The organism is Candidatus Gracilibacteria bacterium (assembly GCA_041661045.1).
Classification (GTDB): Bacteria; Patescibacteriota; Gracilibacteria; order UBA1369; family 2-02-FULL-48-14; genus 2-02-FULL-48-14.
Window position 1 is genome coordinate 1246522 of record JBAZVE010000001.1, and the last position, 16132, is coordinate 1262653.

The window sequence follows — 16132 nt, forward strand, 5'->3', positions numbered from 1 at the left end:
GCCGTACTGAACAGTTATGAGATGCTGGGATGACAGACATTAGCTCGCGCTCCGTCCTTTGATCAAATCCATCATGATTTCCTGTAGCATTTTTTCCCTTTCAAATTCCTCTGGATTGAAAGGTTTTGTGGTAGGGTGCTGCTTGATCAGTTCCCGTCCAGTAGTCATGGCAAAGGCAGCGAAGGCAAGCATGATCTCATCATCCACTCCACAGTCCCTCAATATATGGCGGACCCTCAAGATAGCTTGCATCAACCTTTGTCCCATGGTGGCGCCTAACCTCCTACTGGGATCTTTCACAATTTCATAGAATTCCTCGAATTCTTGATTGAGTTCTCGTAGCACCCTTTCTAAATCTGGATTCGTGGTCATTTGCCCCACCCTGATCCGTCTTTCTTCTCGAAGATAAGCCGCGGCATCGCTGTTTAAAGCTTCACTAAGGACAGGATGCAAAGCAGCCAAAACTGAAGGGGCTTCAATGACATCCATAAGCTGAGTGCCTTCTTCCGCACACACCATTTCAACTTCTGGTGAAGCAGGCATCGCGGCCTCAGCAGGTGCTGAATCTCCACTTTCTACTGCATCAACTGTTGTGACTGTTGGGTCAATTGGGTCTGTATCCGCCATAAATAATTGCTTATATCTGTTGATTATACCCCTAATCGGACTTTTGGTAAATAGGGTGCCCTCCCAAAGCTTCATGGTTTATTTCTTTTCCCAGTCGATACTCACCCCCCTCATATGGATTCAATAGTTCGTAGAGGCGAAATTTGAATTTTACGAGCTCTCGAACGAGATCAATCGCCGTTCCACGAATACGGTAGTTCTCCATAGGGTTGTCTTTCCTATAATCGTCACGGCCTCTCATCGAGAGCCTGGGGTGATGCGCTATGATTCTTGCCTCTAAGTCCACACAAAAACTACCTGGGATGAGTCCTTGCACCTGTATGCCCCTTTCTTGAGCCGTTCTCTGAATCTCTTCGTCTCCAAAGCGGTGAAGCTTGTGAATGCCTTTATCTTTGTGCCTTTTCCTTCCACTGTAGGTTTGTAGGAGTTCAGGATGAAAGTCGGTTGAGACGCCCTGCGTTGCAGAAGAAATTGTGCCTCCCGTATCTCTTGCGTCCCAATCTTCAAGTATTTCTACTAGAGATTTTCTACTCAGTTCATCCAGTTCTGGCCCTGCAGGAGAGATTTTAAAAATTTCCATAGATATGAATGGAACGGAGTTTAGCACCTCTCGCATAGATTTACTATATCTACGAAGAACCCTGGGCTGGATGATCCAACAACTATGAGATCTTTTCTACCTTTCCAAAGCTTCATACTGCCCGATGACACAATGTTTTTTTCGTGCATTTTCTGGGTTTTCAAAGGCTGGTATTGCGCCAGTGAATCGAAATGGAAACCCTCTGAATTCCGTATCCGTCCCCTTTCGTGCAAGAATAAACTGATCTCCCACCCTATCTGTGAATGGACTCATGGATTGCCTTAAAGAGAAAGTTGCTCTTGCTCCTGGGGTACGGTCTAAGATTTGAGAAATTGAGGGATTGGAAAGGAGTCGCCAAGGACAATCTATAATCATCACTCCACCCGGATAGCCATCCGCTGGCTTCCTAAGCACCCTCCATGCTTCTTCGAGAGCTTCGAGGGTATTTGGGGTATACTGAAATCCTGAGGCACACCAATAGAAATCAATCCAATCGTCTGGAATGGAGGCGAGATCTTGAATGTCACCCGAGATGAGTCGTGCAGAAAGCGATCTGCTTGGGCCAAGGCACAGAACCTCCTCCGGGATGAGGGATGGCTGTGGTTTCAGATCTATACCCATCGCCTCAATTTTCGGAGCTATCGCTATGGGGGAATCCGAAAATGTATCGATTGTCCTACACAGTTCTTCAAGATGAGCTCCAGACCCACATGCCGCGCTCAAAACCCTCAGGATTCTTTGGTTTGTTATATCCAAGCGCTCCTCAATTTCTTCCTCAAAGGAAAAGCCTGGGCAGGAATCAAAAAGCTGCATCACGGCTTCCAAGGATCTACTCAACATTTCCGGGGGCAAATCGGCTTGTAACTCGGTTAAAGAGGTTTCGCTCATAGAGCTATAAAGAGTCACTTTCATTCACAAAGGCTTGGTATGCCCGTGAAATCAACCACAAACACATTCGTGCTGCCAAACATGCTGTCAGCACCACCAGTTTCTCTGAAGAAGGCTCTTCCAGGCTCTTTATCGACGAGTCCAATCCATCCCAAATTTCCTGTATGAATGGGTACTCCATTTATGGCAAATGTTACGGTCTCAGAATCAAGGTTTTCACCTTTATTAACCACGAGCGCAGCCAAATAGCCACCAGGATATTCTTGAATGTCGGCCTCATGCCAGCTGCCATACCTAGCCCCATAGTGGGTCATAGATACTTCTTGATCGGGATATTTACTCCCCCAGAACTCAGCAAGAGCACTTGAATTTTTTGCACCTCCAAATTGTTCTGGATCCAAGATACATGCTTCAAAATCATCCGGTGGCAGCGGATTACACTCTTGATAAGCGGTCACAACTTGATTCTGCAGTGCATTATGAGGCTTTGGACCCCCATGATCACTCCCAAGACAATTTGCATATGTGGACTTAAGCACTCTTCTGGCTCTCACGACAGGTTGGTCAGCTAATCGTTCTACACCGTTTGATTCAGGTTTATCAACAACTGGCACCTCAGATCCCTCCTGCGCCTCTTGATGCATTTGAGGGACATCAGCGTCAACATCTCCGGAGGTATCACTTTTGGGGTCTAACTCACAGGCTGCTAGCCCTGCTGCTAGCGCTAGAGGCAAAGATCTTTTAAACATGGCGAACAAATTAAATGGCTAAGGTGTGAGCCTACTGGCATTGTGCTCTTTTTGCAATACGCAAAGGCTTCAGCTGAATGAAATCTATTATCAAATTTCAATTGATCTCAAGTTGTAAGGTCTCAAAAATTTCTAAGAAGTCGCTTTCTGGAAGCCATTCTGGGCTGGGACGATATTCGATTTCGATATACTCACTATCTAAAGAGATTTGGATTACAGAGCCCGTCCAAAGCTCTGCTTGGACTTTCATTTTCTTGGCTTCAATCCCATCAATGGTGATTAATTCTTGATCGGATAAATCACCATAAGGAGTTGGCATTGGCCCTTGCTCTCTGCAGATTCTTAGGTCATACGGGACCCAAAAGTCTCCCCCTGTTACATCTAGATGAGACTCTATCCACGCTTCGTTATAGGCGGTTAATTGGGGGCTGGTGAAGTTGGTGCAATGGGAATCTTCTTCAATAAGCCAACCCTCGCTGAGTTCTAGGGAATACCCATTTTCAGGATTTTTATAACTCACTGTCTCTACAGATGGGCTGGTGGAACAGCTTACTAATGAGAGAGAGAGGAGAAGGACAAAATATTTTTTCATTTATTTGGGTTACTCATGCAAGTTACAGGTCAAACCTGATTTTATCAAGATCACGCACTGGACCTACATAGGGACTTGACGGGGCATCCTATAAGTTCTAGACTGTACACTTAAATTTAATGCCTAATACTCAGGATATGAGCGAGACTGGTGACCCCATTCAAGGTGAATATATTAAGGCAGAAAAACTCCGTAACAAAGAGGGAGCGGATGTCGGTTGGATTGAGTACGAAGGCCGTAGGGTTTTAAAACAAGTCGTTCATAATGGGTCGGTGTTTGTCGTCATTGATGATCGAGAAGATGCGCAGACAGACATTACAAGATTTGGAATTTATATTGGGAAAGGGGCTAGCCTAAAGGATGCTATGCAAGATTTGTTGACCAAATTAAGGGAAAACTGGGAGTTTGCTGTTCGTAGAGATAGAAGACATGCGGAAAGAGAGCTCTTAGACGCAGCAAGGGTTGCAACAGAGAAAACTCTTAGAGAGAACCTTGGAGATGAAATTGCAGATGTGGTGAGTATCACGGTTCAAGTTGTACCCATTTCAGATCAAGATGATGTTCTTGTTAGCGCAGATGAGGCACTTCCAGAGTATACACCACCAGAATATTCCCTTCGTGAACCTTTAGAGGCGTAGACCGATTGAGATATGGTACCCTGGGCAGGAATCGAACCTGCGACCAACAGCTTAGAAGCCGTTTTCCACCTTCGGTATGCCTGATTATTGGCTTACCTTAGCCATATTCGACCATTCAGAGTTTTTGAGTCGGCGTTTATTCAACGACCAACAGCTCGTTTATGATTATGTCTTAAGTTTAGCGAAAATGAAAGTTATAACGCTTTTAATTCCTCAAAGGAAATTGGGTCGAGAATCATTTTTTCGATTTCATCTGCATAGCAAGCAGTTCCTATCCCTAAAGATCGTCTTCGATTTAACTCCACTTTTTTCTCAATACCATCCTGAACCAAGGTACATTCTTCCTTAGAAGGGACCTGCCACTCTCCTAAATAGACTCCCAGGAGAAGAAAGTCTTTTTGCGTATTGGTCATTATCTTCCCGTCCTTCACAACAATGTTTGTCGGTTCGGAAATGACAGGGCTTCCTGAGGAAACTGGAAAAAGTTGCACATCGACTTTAAAGCAAGGCTCATCGTTAAATCTCATGCCCCAACCAGAGGCTATACTTCCAGACTTGGATAAAGGGAATAGGTTATGTTCATCGTGGTATCCTTCTGGATATCCAATAATCACAATGCGCGAGGTCGCTTCTACTTCGATGAGTTTAGAATGCTTGGGAAGATTGTTCCGAGTGAATGCATGGGTGGGTACGAATGATAGGTTAAGAGGAAATCCGGCGAGTTCAGGAGCTTCGACTGAAGCGATCAAATTTGTGACTCTAATCGCTGCTATATCTACACTAGGATCACGAGAGAAAATTAAATGTTGCTCAAGTAACTTTCGCTCAATTGGAACTTCTAATTGTTTTGCAGGAATGCCATTTTGTTGAGGGAAAACATAACGCAGCACAACCTTGTCTGGCAAAAGTAGCGTTCCAGGTGTTTCACTCAAAAAACAATGTTTTGCGGTAACCAAGTACTGTCCTTCAATCGTTACCCATCCAGGCTCACTAATCGTTTTCAGACTCTCATCAGATATATGGCGATAGAAAAATCCCGTTCCTCCTTTCTCTCCCTGTGGCCATACTGTATTGAGTAAGACTATTGAACTGTTGATGTGTTCCTGTATCGGGGGCATTTGAAACGAGGTGAGACATTTCCAAGGTATCAGACGGACGGCTTCTCCGCGAACTAAAACAATTCGAGCCGATTCACACCCTCCTCAAGGCTCTTTGCGGACATCTTCAAGTAGATCATAGTGGAGGCGAGGTTGCTGTGTCCCATGATTTCCTTGAGCTGAACAATACCAAGTCCTTGTTCCACGCTTACACTTCCGAAAGTGTGCCTCAACTGGTGGCAAGTGAAGCGAACTCCTGTGTGCTGTCCAATTCTTTTGCAGATTTTGCTCAAATTCTTTGGCGTGAGTTTTCCGCCTTGTTTTCCCGGAAAGAACCATGGCGTAGTGGCCTTTAGTCTCGTTTTCGAATACTGTGAAAGTGTTCGAACCAGCTTGTAATGAATTGGTACCCATCGGTCCTTGTTCCCCTTTCCGTGGCGGACAAGGATGGACCGGTTCTTGAGGTCGACATCTGTGAGTTCCAAGTTCAGCAGTTCGCTCATGCGTAAACCCGTGAAGAGGAATGTTGAGATTATGGCGTGATTCCTTGTCTGCTCGAATTCGTAACGCCAAGGCAAGGTGAAGCTCCCATAGAGGATTTTCCGTGCGTCCTCTCCTGTCAACCTGCGCGGCAAAGGCTGTGCGGCTTTCGGTCTTTTTATGACCTCCAATGGATTGTCCTTCCTTAGTCCACGCTGCACACACCAGCCCATGAACCGCTTGAGATATTTGTGATTGTTTGAGTAGTGACTCTGAGACCATTGATACTTCTCCCTCCCTTCATAGAAGAACTCTCGTAAGGTAGCTTCGCTGACCTCGTTCAATTCCTTAAGGCCTGTTCGTCTTAGGAAGGTTCCGAACGACATTTCCATTGCTTTCACCGTTCGACCAGCCAGCCCCTCTTCTAGAGAGCAAAAACGGCGAAATTCCCGGTGAAGATTGGCTAGGTCGTTCATTTCTTAAGTGGTTCAGTGATGATTTCAGCTTTGGGCCACAAAGCACTCCGGATTTGATCGTCCGAAAGTGCCGGCAAACTGCTGTCTTTGCTGTCCCTCGTGTCCTCTACAGATTCAGGTTCACCGGACGGCAGGACGGGAAAGACAGAAGTTTTTGCGAAAGTATAGTGCCGACCACGATCGTCCTTTGAATATTCGAAGTGAATGCCAATTTCTTCAAGGTTTGACTTCACCTCTTTTAAGAACTTGCCAAGTACACTTGGATTTTTTGGGCACGCCTTTTCGTCGAGTTTCCAGTCACTCCAATGCTTTGTGAACTGATCCAAAAGTTCTGCAGGAGTGCCACGCCACCCTTCCTCGGTTTCCATAAGCTTTCTTACGGCAAAAGCTACTGGGTTTGCTTCCACGACTTCTTCGTTTTGCTTTTGAATATTGTTGTTGTAAGCCTTGAGGAAAAATTCACCTCCGTAACCCAGCGCTTCGCTGATTGCGTATCCCCACCTGGCAAAATCTGCCATCCTGGGGTAGTTTTTCAGCTTTACGGTTGGGTATAGCTCAATGGCTTTGGAAAGAATGTCAAAAAAACCTCCAAGCATTGTGCTCCGGGCGAGTTCGAATTCTTCATCGATCTCTTGCTCTGTTCTTCTTGCGCTGCTTTCAATACGGCTCAGTTCAATAGTGAGGCTCCTATCAGTGAGATCAGGGGTCTCTACCATGTTACTGATTCCATTCAACCCTATGCAGCGGCGAAAGTTGTACACCACATCCTCATCGTCTGTATAAAGTTTCCTTTTGGTATTTCCTCCACCCGTTACTGCCCGACAAAGAGCATCCGCCTCGGCGTCACTGAGTTTTCTTAAATTGTCGTAGAATATGCAATGATGATGCTGCATTTGTTGCACGAGTTCGGATATCCTGGGAAAGCTCAGGATTCCTGCTTTTGAAGGATCCACCAAGCTTTGAATAAACCTCATTGTTGTGGACTTTCCGGCCCCTTTCTCGCCATGTAAAACTAAGACGGCGTGTGGAATATCAGCAATGAGGCAAGTGATCGTCCATGTTAGGAGGAGGCACTCATTTTCCTTGTTCTTTAATGTAATAAATCTGAGCAATAGGTGTGCATCTCCTCCGATGGTTTGAGGTGAGACTTGAGGGAGTTGGTGCTGATACGACCTAAATATCATCGGGGCATCTTCCTGCATCCATCCGTTTTTATCTACTCGAATAGCTTGGCCTTTGCCGAGGTCATACCAAAAACTTTCTTCATAAGAAGCTACTCTATTGGCCAGGTTGATTACTTCACCCTCGTGGATCGCCTTGGCAGCGAAGAGATCTTCCACCTTCTGTACAACCTCCCTACCGAGCAGCCCTAAGCCCCCCTCAAATGATACTTTTTGAGCAAAATGTCTAAAATTTTTAGTTTCAATTGGAAAGTTCGTTCTCACTCCTTTGATAACTGTAGAGAAAAATGGTGTGTCGAACTGATCGATAAAAAGCACTACTTCCATTTTTTCAAATATTTTCAGTAATTTTTCTGTGATTGAACCGGATTTCTCGTCTCCTTTCTCTAGAGAAATGACTTCCAGTATTTTCTTTTCTTCATTTTCATTTAGTGGTGTGTTCATAGTCGGTTTAGGTAGTTAATGGTTTCTGGAAAACTTTCCCTTCTCAGGTCTTTCGTGAATGCGATGACATCTCCGCCGGCGGCACATCCGTAACAGTAGAAACTATTCGTTTCCGGATACAGCGTGCACGACGGGTGCCTCTCTTCATGGAAGGGGCACAGGATTACGAATCGGACTCCAATTTTTCTTGGATGAAGTCCGTTCCACTCTGCTATCTGAACAATAGGAGCTGCCTTTGCTCGTGCTTTGTCTTCTTCAGTCATGCGTACTCGTACCTGTGGGCTTGAGGATCCCAACATGGAAAGTTTCTTCAGAATTCTGTCCCGGGTAAGTGAGATAAGAGGAACAGCAACGGCACGAATCGTGTGATCCAGAAGTTTCTTTGTTTTTGGATCACTGGCTCTCTGCCTTTCCATCATTGCCCTACATTTCTCAGCCAGTCGCTGATATTTTTCGACATCATCAAGGAGAGTCCGATGAGTCTCAGCCTCGTACATGTCTGGGAAAGCTGCCTTGATGGTCTCCAAGTTCATCTGAGGCGAGCTACGGCGCCATGAGTTCTCCCACTGCTGGAATTGATCGTTTCTCTTCATATGCTGAATTCGTTAATTCGAGTCTTCAAAAAACGCAGGTTCGATAGAACCGCATGGGCAGGAAGGTTCAATTCCTGCCGGGTGTACCGATCTAGTACCAAGTGGAGTCGAGGCTCATCGTTGAAATGGAACCTTAGACGGGGATCACCACTTTGTCCTTTCTCAATAGAGAGCAGGGCGAAACCAGCCGTCACCAGCACCGTTGCGGTGTTGAGGCATGTCGTTTGGAATTCATTATCTTTCATTTTATAAAGTTAAAGACTGAGCCAATTATAAAAACCCGCTTGCTGTTCGGAGCAGGGAGGATTGTATGGCTTTTTTAAGCCATTTTTATCTATAGGAAGCAATTAGCTCGGCTGGGATCACCAAGCTAACTGCGTTTTTCTTGATAGTAAAAATCGGAAATCCAAACTTTTCTTTCGTTTTTTCATTTACTCCTTCTATGGAATTTCGGACTGTTTTTTTCCAGTCGGAGGGGAAATCTCCAGTTTCTTTGCCTTTCATGTACTCATAAATCTCATCCATCTCTTTGCACTCACCTATACTAGAATCGCACATTATGTCGCAGAGCTCGTCTTCGTTTGAGTTGGGCGTCAACTGACAGACGGCATCGAAGTAAACGAGCTTTGCTTTTTCTCGAAGGTACTGCAAAGGTGATTTTATCTCCTTGATGAGTTCTTGGTGTCTAGCTTCGAGGAAGTCGATGCAAAGGTCTAACCTTTTTTCGGCGTAAAAATAGTGGCCATCTCCGTTCTTTGGGATGTCTGCTACGACAACCTTACGGTCTAAAGCCAGAAAAAGTGCTGGCGTTGCTAGTTCGTCGTAGGTTTTTATCAATTCCTGGGCAACTTTTTTCTTGAAAGAATCCAAGTGTTCAACGAGTGATGGTAAGGATCCCGCGCGTACTTCAGCAGTCTCTAGAAATTTTTCAGGATCCTTAAGAAGCTCCTTGACCCGTTCAAAGTCTGATGTCCAATACTCTTCGTTAAAGTCCCGTCTCAACTCCACCGCTTCAACGAGCAGTGAATCTATCTTTTTTAATGCTTCTTTGGGAGTAACTTTGAGAATCATTGGCAGTTCATATTCATTACCGCCAATGTATCAGGCCTTCAGTCTTCTTCCAAGGTTTCGTGTCTGACAGACTCTTTAAGCATAGCTGGAAAGTCCACGATCTGAACAGTAATAGAGGTCTTGGCCTGCACTAGTCTATTTTTTAGGCGATTATATTCGATGATCCCTTTCATCTTATTGGATAAATCTTTGTCTTGTTTTATAACTTTGAGGTGCTCCAGGTCCACTTCGCCGTCGCTAAATCCGGCGTCTTCTAGAAGTTCCTGGATGCGGGCCTGGACCGCATGGTGTGACTTGAGTTGGCTGGCGTAGGAGTAGGCACTATTTTTGGACCCCTTGAACTCACGAGTGCGAATTAGGCTCAAGTAGCCGTTGCAGAATGTATCCTTTCCGAAAGCAGCATAGGCTCGAGCGAAGGCCTCTTGAGGTGGAGTCAACCGGAGGCCACTTCGCGTAAGAACCGGCCGTGAGTGTGAAAAAATCTTTGCCATGACACCATTCTAGCGTAGAATCACCCTGTCGTTCAAAACCGTATTCAAGTTCCCCAGCGAGGTGCCCACCCTGATTTGCTCAGAGGTGGGTACCTAGCCACAAATCGGCTACCTCTTGGGGCAAGTGGTTTTGAACGACCTAGGTACCCTCTTTTGCGTTCCTAACCAAAAAGCCAATGCCAACAAGGGAGAAAACATATCCTTCCGCTGAAGTGCTCAAGAGTTACTGGTGGTACAGACTGTGCCAGGTTCTATTTTGGACGATTTTAGCCGCTAGTGCCGTGGCGGGCTTCTATAATGGCGGTGGCTTCATAATTGACGCTGTAACGGCAACAGGAATCAATGGTGCAATTCTATATGGCCTCTGGAAGCTGGTTTTATACATTGCCTACGGGAAACGGCCCCTTTCAAATGAGGAAACTGAGCATCAAAATAACATGTGGAAAACCGCCATTAGTGCAACTGTGGTCATTGTCATTTGGATCCTTATAATGGCCATTTTTGAAGTCGGCAATGCTAAAGCAATCGCACCTACTGCGGAGGATATTTATGGCGAGCCTGACTGCGAGGAGTATCCGGAAAGCCCCCGGTGCTACGGTCCAGACCCTGGAATGACAGGTATGGATTGGCTCATACTCCTCACGATTGGTGGTGGGTTTATCGCATTCATAAACTATGAAACGAAAAAAACAGAGAAAGCACGAGCGAATTGGTACCGCAACGAACGAAGACGAGAGTTGCGAGAAGAAAAGAAAGAACTTGCGAAAAAGGAATACTGGGAGTCACTAAAATCTTGATTAACACTTAACCCACGACATGAAAAAATACCCTTCCTGCCAATCTTAATTTTAATTCTCAGTTATTGATAGCAATGTCAGACACTCGTAAAACGCAAAACTAGCGAAGCACCAAATATACTGAATATGGGACCCATGTTTTTCCCGACCCCCCCTCCCCCCGACCTTAAGTAACCTTAAGGTTTCTTCTCTGATGACACCTGAGAGATTCAGCACCTTAAGTTGAGGACTTTTTAGCCAGCGACCATCTGCCACGCAGGCTTACGCTTTTGGATGTTAATTGATGCCAAAAAATGTAAAATCATTTTGATGAATACACCAGAAGAAGTCTACGCGCATTATGAGGATCTGTTTAAAAAACTTTTTGGAGCTGCCTTCAAGAAAGATGTCCTGAATTTCATTGCCACGATTTTAAGGTTTGATGGTATGTTCATCGGGCACTGGGACCCTCTAGAAGAAGCTAAGGACAGCTTTAGAGATTTCCCTACAATTTTAGAAGAAGCTCAAGGTAATGGGAATCGTAAGCAGGAAATTAAAATTTCCCTTTTGATGTACTGTCACTCGATTGAAATGACGGAAGTTCAAAATGTACTTGCTAACCTCTTAAGGGTTTTATCCGGAAAGCCTTTTAAAATGCGGCCGCTTTGGAATGAAGAGTTCATGAAAAAAAGGAAAAAATCCAAAGAAATCTTTTTTCAGCCCCCAGGTTTAACCAGCAAGTTCAAACAACTCAAAAAAATGGCGAGTGACGCAGGTGAAAACAATCTTACGGATGCATTAAATGAAATCTTTAATTCAGATCTAAGGAACTCGTTCTCCCATTCCGATTACTGCATTGACCTGAAAAAGGAGAAGTATAGATTTAGGGAGGGTGGACCAGGAAGAGAGCTCGACCTTAGTTATGTTGAAGAGGTTATGGTGAAGGCGTTTGCTTTCTATGATGCATTTTTTACCGTGTGGGAGGCTTCTCTTCATCAGATCACTGGTTTACCCCATTACCTCAAGACAACAGATTACGACATTTTAGAGTTACTCGTAGAAAATGGAAGGCTCTATGGGTTCGCACTTCATCATTCAGATGACACCAAATCCGTATTCGAAAGGCACCCTGAAAGTGTAAATTGTCAAAATTTCTTTTTTACAGATGAAGGTTTCGGAATTGCGATGGGTGACACGGCTAAGTTTAGAAAGGGATGGTACTTGGAAGGTGAAGAAGTAATAGATTTCAAGAAGCTCAATGAAGACCGGCCCCTTGCAAAGATCAATTCAAAGGATGCTTCATAATCTGCTCCTGCATGTGCTTAACGGAAGCAGACAGGTAGATTGTAGTGGTCTTAATGTCGGAATGTCCAAGCATCTTTGAAAGGGTGAAAATATCGCAGCCCCCTTCGAGCATCATAGTGGCGAAGGTGTGGCGGAGCTTATGAGGTGAAAAATCGACCTTGGAGCGTGCTCTCAGTACCTCTACAACTTTCTTCAGTCCATTCACCGTGAAGGGTCCTTCACCCCTTAAACGGCAAAAGAATTGGATATCTTGTTTGTGGAGCCGGAGCCTGTCTTTTTTGTACTCTTCTAGTATGACTTTGAGGGTGCTACAAATCGGGACCATACGGTCCTTGCCTCCTTTTCCACTGAACACGGCGATGACGCTGTTCTCCAAGTCCACATCATTCATCTTTAGTCCAAGCACTTCTTTGCTCCGGAGTCCGGCGAAAATCATGACGGCAAAGACGGCACGATCACGATAACGCTGGAAACGGTAGAAGCGCGGTTGATGGAAAGCGTACTCAAGGAGCTTGAGAGCGTCCTGCTTGCTGATCCGTTTTGGGAGTTTCTTTTCAAGCTTGGGTTTTTCAATTGAGTCGATCGGGTTAGTGCTGATGTAGCCGCGCTTGGTACACCACTTTAGAAATGACTTCAGTCCTTTGTAATGGTTCAAAAATGTGTCAGCGGTCCATAGCCGCTTCAAACGGCCATAGTAAAGAAATTCACGCAGGGAGTCCGGTGTGACCTCATTCAATTCAGTGATCCGTGGTTGGTGCTTGAGGTAAGCCCCCAAGGTGCTGGTGTACCATTTTATAGTGGCCGGTGTGTAATTTTTAATAAGCCGAGCTTCTTCGCAGAAACTCGCATGGAGTTGGTTGATATTCATATTCATAATTTGGAGCCAAGGGATATAAGCCTTTGGCTGTAGGTCATTGGCTCGACCCTCAAACTCTGAATTATGGCTTGTAGATAAGGAAATGGTACCCTGGGCAGGAATCGAACCTGCGACCAACAGCTTAGAAGGCTGCTGCTCTATCCACTGAGCTACCAGGGCATTTTAGAAGAGGACTTGTTCGAGGAGTTCGGGATGGAAGTATAGATAAATATCCACGGTGAGCGCAATGGTGTTATTTAAACTGTGGAAAGCCACGGAGGTCCAAACGGAACCGGTTTTTTGGGTGGCATAGTTTAAAATCAGCCCCAAAAAGAAGAGCGGGAGAAAGGTTTCGAGTTGAAAGTGGATGAGGGCAAAGAGAGTGGCGGTGATGATGCTGGACAGCCAGATGGGCCAAGTTTTTTGAAAAGTTCGATAGAGAAAACCTCGGAAAAAGAGTTCCTCTAGAAGCGGGGCGAGCACGGAGATGACGAGGAAGGCCACCATGAGTCCGATGGCGTCGTAACCAAAGAGTGGAAGGTAGGATTCTTGCTCTTGGTAGCCCGGCAGATTGAGATCCGTATAATAAAGGATCGCCGCGAACACAAAAGAAACCAGGAGGTAAAAGCCATAACAGAGCAACACGGTTTTGATGAGGAGCCAGGGCTTGATCTTTTGGAATCCGAAATCGGCCAAAGAAACATTGTATTTATCCACCACAAGAATCCAGAGTGGGAAAAATAAAATCACAAATTGGATGAGGTATTGAACTAGAAAAGAAAGGGTGGGATGGAATCCCTCCAGAGCATTGGCGGCCTCCGGAAGCGCCTCAAACAGAAGGGTGAGTGCCAAAAAAAGCAGGAGGCTGAGGCTAAAAACTTTGAAAATGTCGCGGAGGGTGAAAGGTACTTGCATGGTTGTGCTTTGGCTCGCATTATACGAAAAAATTTGTTAGATTGGAAGCCATGGTTATTGAAAAAAACATCAACGATGGGGAGGAGATGAGTATGCCTCTGCAAGCGCAGTCCACTCAAGACGAGCGGCAAAGTGAAAATGTGCTCAGGCCCCAAAGTCTTGAGGATTATATTGGGCAAGATGAAATTAAAAAGAACTTGGCGGTCTTTTTGCCGGCGGCACGAAAACGGCAAGAAGCTATGGAGCATGTGCTTTTGCACGGCTGCCCCGGACTCGGGAAAACCACCTTGGCTTTTATTTTAGCAAAGGAAATGGGCGTACAAATTCGGATCACCAGCGGGCCGGCCATCGAGAGGCCGGGCGACTTGGCGGCTCTCCTCACCAATTTGCAAGAAAACGACATCCTTTTTATTGATGAAATTCATCGACTTCGCCCGGCCGTAGAAGAAATTTTATACAGTGCCATGGAAGATTTTGCGCTGGATCTTGTGGTGGGCAAAGGGCCTTCGGCCCGCAGCATGCGTATTGGGCTCCCCCAATTCAGCCTGGTGGGTGCCACCACCAAACTTTCGGCCATCTCCTCCCCTCTCAGGGATCGTTTTGGCAATGTCCTCAAACTGGACTTTTATAACGAAGAAGATATTGGAAAGATTCTGCACCGCAGCGCACGGATCCTGGGCGTGGAAGTGGAGGAAGAGGCGGCTCAAAAACTAGCACAGAGCGCGCGGCGGACGCCGCGCGTGGCCAACCGTTTACTGAGGCGCGTACGGGACTTTGCCTCGGTTCAAAATAGCTCTCGTGTCGATAAAAAAATGGTGGAAGAAACCCTTGAATTGCTGGGGATCGATGGCCTTGGGCTCGACTCCACCGATCGCAAGCTTTTATTCACCCTGGCGGACAAGTTCAAGGGCGGTCCGGTTGGACTCTCCACCCTTTCCGCCGCCACCAGTGAAGAGGAGGAAAGCATCGAGGAAATTTACGAACCCTTCTTGATGCAATTGGGTTTTTTGGAACGCACGCCCAGGGGTAGACTTTTGACCGAAAATGGATATACTTACTTTGGCCTTCGCCGACCTAACCACCTTGTATGAAAACCTATCGAATCCTTCTTGTCTGCGCACTGCTGCTCACGGCGTGTTCTTCGACCAAACTCAATGAACCGCTCACTCGAGATTATGAAACCACTGTCGGAGAGTTTAAATCTCTGGGAAGTGGCAAAGTCGCCGAAATCATCACTCATATCTTTGAGACTGAGGGGGGCGAAATTCTGTACGCCTATTCCGATCGCTATGATTTGGACAGCGACGATTACTTTGGACTTGAAGTGGAGGCTTATGGCGTGCTCACCACTTATGAAAACTTGGATAAGCCCCTTTTTGAGGTCAAACGGATCACGGATGCCCCCGAAAAAGATGAGGGCAGCGAAGAAGTGACCTCTGTCTCTTACCAAGATCCTGATTTTGGCTTTTCCATGAGCTATCCCAGCAATTGGACCTTGAGCACCACCCCCAATTCCGTCATTTTAACCGCTCCCGCTCCGGCGGTGGAGGAAGAGGCGGAGGGGTCTGAACTTTCTGAAATTCGAGTCCTGGACAGTATTGTCATCGCACGAACGGAGGCCGCTCTTGAAAAAACGACTGAAGATGCTCAAGAAGACCGCGTCACCGAAATTCGTGACTTTGTGGCGGGGGAATACCTTGCCTTGGTTGGAATTGAGAATGAACTCACTTACATCGGGCCGGATCGCCTCTTGAGTGTTCGCTATAAAACCGGCGATGGGGATACTTACTCGTTCATTCCCCGTGGTGAGGAGCTTTTTGAACTCAGCTATTATCATGAATCTGTTTCGGACGAAGATCGGCTGACCAACGGGAATGTCTTTTCCAGCCTGGTGAGCAGCTTCCGCTTCACTCCTTACGGAGAGGGTGAAGGCGTGGTTGAAGCTCCTGAAGAACCTGTAAAGGAGGAAGAGCCTGTGAAGGAAGAGGAACCTGTGGCTGAGCCTGAAGGCGAGCAAGTGTCCTTCCCTTCTTACCGAGAACTGACGAGCGCCCCCTTTGAATTCACCATGTCTTATCCGAGCAATTGGTACTACTCCGGCAGCAATACCGGCTATGTTTTTGGGGATGAAGCCATTGAAGATGAAAATAGCCCTTTCATTTTGAAGTTGGAATTCAATCTGAGACTTGTGGGCGGCGTTACCCGCAGCGGAGACACCGTTTCCATTACGGTTGAAGTGGATGGCCGAAGCTACACCCTGAGCGGCCCCGCTGAATACCAAAGCGTACTTCAGACCATGGCTGACTCCATCACCTCCACAAAAGAAGGGTGATATTAGACCGCTTTTCCTGTTTTAGGCAAAGCGGATTAGAT

General features: G+C 46.1%; 18 protein-coding genes and 1 tRNA gene. 5 read left to right on the forward strand and 14 right to left on the reverse strand.

The genetic code is table 25. The annotated features are described in order from the left end of the window. Positions 1-39 precede the first annotated feature (39 nt). The 5 genes from WC777_06005 to WC777_06025 all read right to left on the reverse strand — a co-directional run bounded on the left by WC777_06005 (position 40) and on the right by WC777_06025 (position 3436). The gene (locus WC777_06005) at positions 40-627 is read right to left on the reverse strand and encodes a hypothetical protein (GenBank protein MFA6024718.1); all 588 of its coding nucleotides are present in this window, start codon (positions 625-627) and stop codon (positions 40-42) included. A gap of 31 nt (positions 628-658) precedes the next feature. Beyond that, positions 659-1207, reverse strand: coding sequence for a hypothetical protein (locus WC777_06010; GenBank protein ID MFA6024719.1), 549 nt, complete (start codon positions 1205-1207; stop codon positions 659-661). Positions 1208-1303: 96 nt separating this feature from the next. After that, positions 1304-2095: a class I SAM-dependent methyltransferase gene (locus WC777_06015; protein MFA6024720.1), complete on the reverse strand. Its 792-nt coding sequence runs from the start codon at positions 2093-2095 to the stop codon at positions 1304-1306. Then, complete coding sequence (locus tag WC777_06020) at positions 2077-2844, reverse strand: hypothetical protein (protein ID MFA6024721.1); 768 nt, start codon at positions 2842-2844, stop codon at positions 2077-2079. Before WC777_06020 ends, WC777_06015 begins: the two co-directional genes overlap by 19 nt. 31 nt (positions 2845-2875) lie before the next feature. Further along, positions 2876-3436, reverse strand: a complete 561-nt coding sequence (locus tag WC777_06025; protein ID MFA6024722.1) for a hypothetical protein — start codon at positions 3434-3436, stop codon at positions 2876-2878. 119 nt (positions 3437-3555) lie between these two features. On the opposite strand from WC777_06025, the gene WC777_06030 reads away from it, so the two are divergent. Beyond that, entirely contained in the window at positions 3556-4074 is a 519-nt protein-coding gene (locus WC777_06030; GenBank protein MFA6024723.1) for a hypothetical protein, read from the forward strand. Between the two features lie 194 nt (positions 4075-4268). Here WC777_06030 and WC777_06035 read toward each other — a convergent pair whose 3' ends face one another. From WC777_06035 to WC777_06060, 6 genes are all read right to left on the reverse strand, one after another. Continuing rightward, positions 4269-5192, reverse strand: coding sequence for a trypsin-like peptidase domain-containing protein (locus tag WC777_06035; GenBank protein MFA6024724.1), 924 nt, complete (start codon positions 5190-5192; stop codon positions 4269-4271). A 53-nt stretch (positions 5193-5245) separates the two neighbouring features. Beyond that, positions 5246-6127: a tyrosine-type recombinase/integrase gene (locus WC777_06040; protein ID MFA6024725.1), complete on the reverse strand. Its 882-nt coding sequence runs from the start codon at positions 6125-6127 to the stop codon at positions 5246-5248. After that, complete coding sequence (locus WC777_06045; GenBank protein ID MFA6024726.1) at positions 6115-7752, reverse strand: hypothetical protein; 1638 nt, start codon at positions 7750-7752, stop codon at positions 6115-6117. The genes WC777_06040 and WC777_06045 overlap by 13 nt, the downstream gene beginning before the upstream one ends. Then, complete coding sequence (locus WC777_06050) at positions 7737-8345, reverse strand: CHC2 zinc finger domain-containing protein (protein ID MFA6024727.1); 609 nt, start codon at positions 8343-8345, stop codon at positions 7737-7739. The genes WC777_06045 and WC777_06050 overlap by 16 nt, the downstream gene beginning before the upstream one ends. Positions 8346-8675: 330 nt before the next feature. Then, positions 8676-9416 carry a hypothetical protein gene (locus tag WC777_06055; protein MFA6024728.1) on the reverse strand — a complete coding sequence of 247 codons (741 nt, stop codon included), beginning with the start codon at positions 9414-9416 and terminating at the stop codon, positions 8676-8678. Next, positions 9383-9907 carry a hypothetical protein gene (locus tag WC777_06060; protein MFA6024729.1) on the reverse strand — a complete coding sequence of 175 codons (525 nt, stop codon included), beginning with the start codon at positions 9905-9907 and terminating at the stop codon, positions 9383-9385. The genes WC777_06055 and WC777_06060 overlap by 34 nt, the downstream gene beginning before the upstream one ends. A 176-nt stretch (positions 9908-10083) precedes the next feature. Between WC777_06060 and WC777_06065 the strand changes: the two genes are divergently transcribed. Further along, positions 10084-10776: a hypothetical protein gene (locus WC777_06065; protein MFA6024730.1), complete on the forward strand. Its 693-nt coding sequence runs from the start codon at positions 10084-10086 to the stop codon at positions 10774-10776. Positions 10777-11013: 237 nt separating this feature from the next. Then, complete coding sequence (locus WC777_06070; GenBank protein ID MFA6024731.1) at positions 11014-11988, forward strand: hypothetical protein; 975 nt, start codon at positions 11014-11016, stop codon at positions 11986-11988. Here WC777_06070 and WC777_06075 read toward each other — a convergent pair. From WC777_06075 to WC777_06085, 3 genes are all read right to left on the reverse strand, one after another. After that, positions 11888-12856: a tyrosine-type recombinase/integrase gene (locus WC777_06075; protein ID MFA6024732.1), complete on the reverse strand. Its 969-nt coding sequence runs from the start codon at positions 12854-12856 to the stop codon at positions 11888-11890. The two genes, WC777_06070 and WC777_06075, sit on opposite strands and share 101 nt — an antisense overlap. 92 nt (positions 12857-12948) lie before the next feature. Continuing rightward, positions 12949-13024, reverse strand: a tRNA-Arg gene (locus tag WC777_06080). Positions 13025-13027: 3 nt separating this feature from the next. Continuing rightward, entirely contained in the window at positions 13028-13759 is a 732-nt protein-coding gene (locus WC777_06085) for a type II CAAX endopeptidase family protein (GenBank protein MFA6024733.1), read from the reverse strand. A 50-nt stretch (positions 13760-13809) separates the two neighbouring features. On the opposite strand from WC777_06085, the gene ruvB reads away from it, so the two are divergent. Further along, entirely contained in the window at positions 13810-15285 is a 1476-nt protein-coding gene (gene ruvB / locus WC777_06090; protein ID MFA6024734.1) for a Holliday junction branch migration DNA helicase RuvB, read from the forward strand. After that, a complete protein-coding gene (locus WC777_06095) occupies positions 15231-16097 on the forward strand; it encodes a hypothetical protein (GenBank protein MFA6024735.1) in 867 nt (288 codons plus the stop codon). The genes ruvB and WC777_06095 overlap by 55 nt, the downstream gene beginning before the upstream one ends. Positions 16098-16132: the final 35 nt, after the last annotated feature.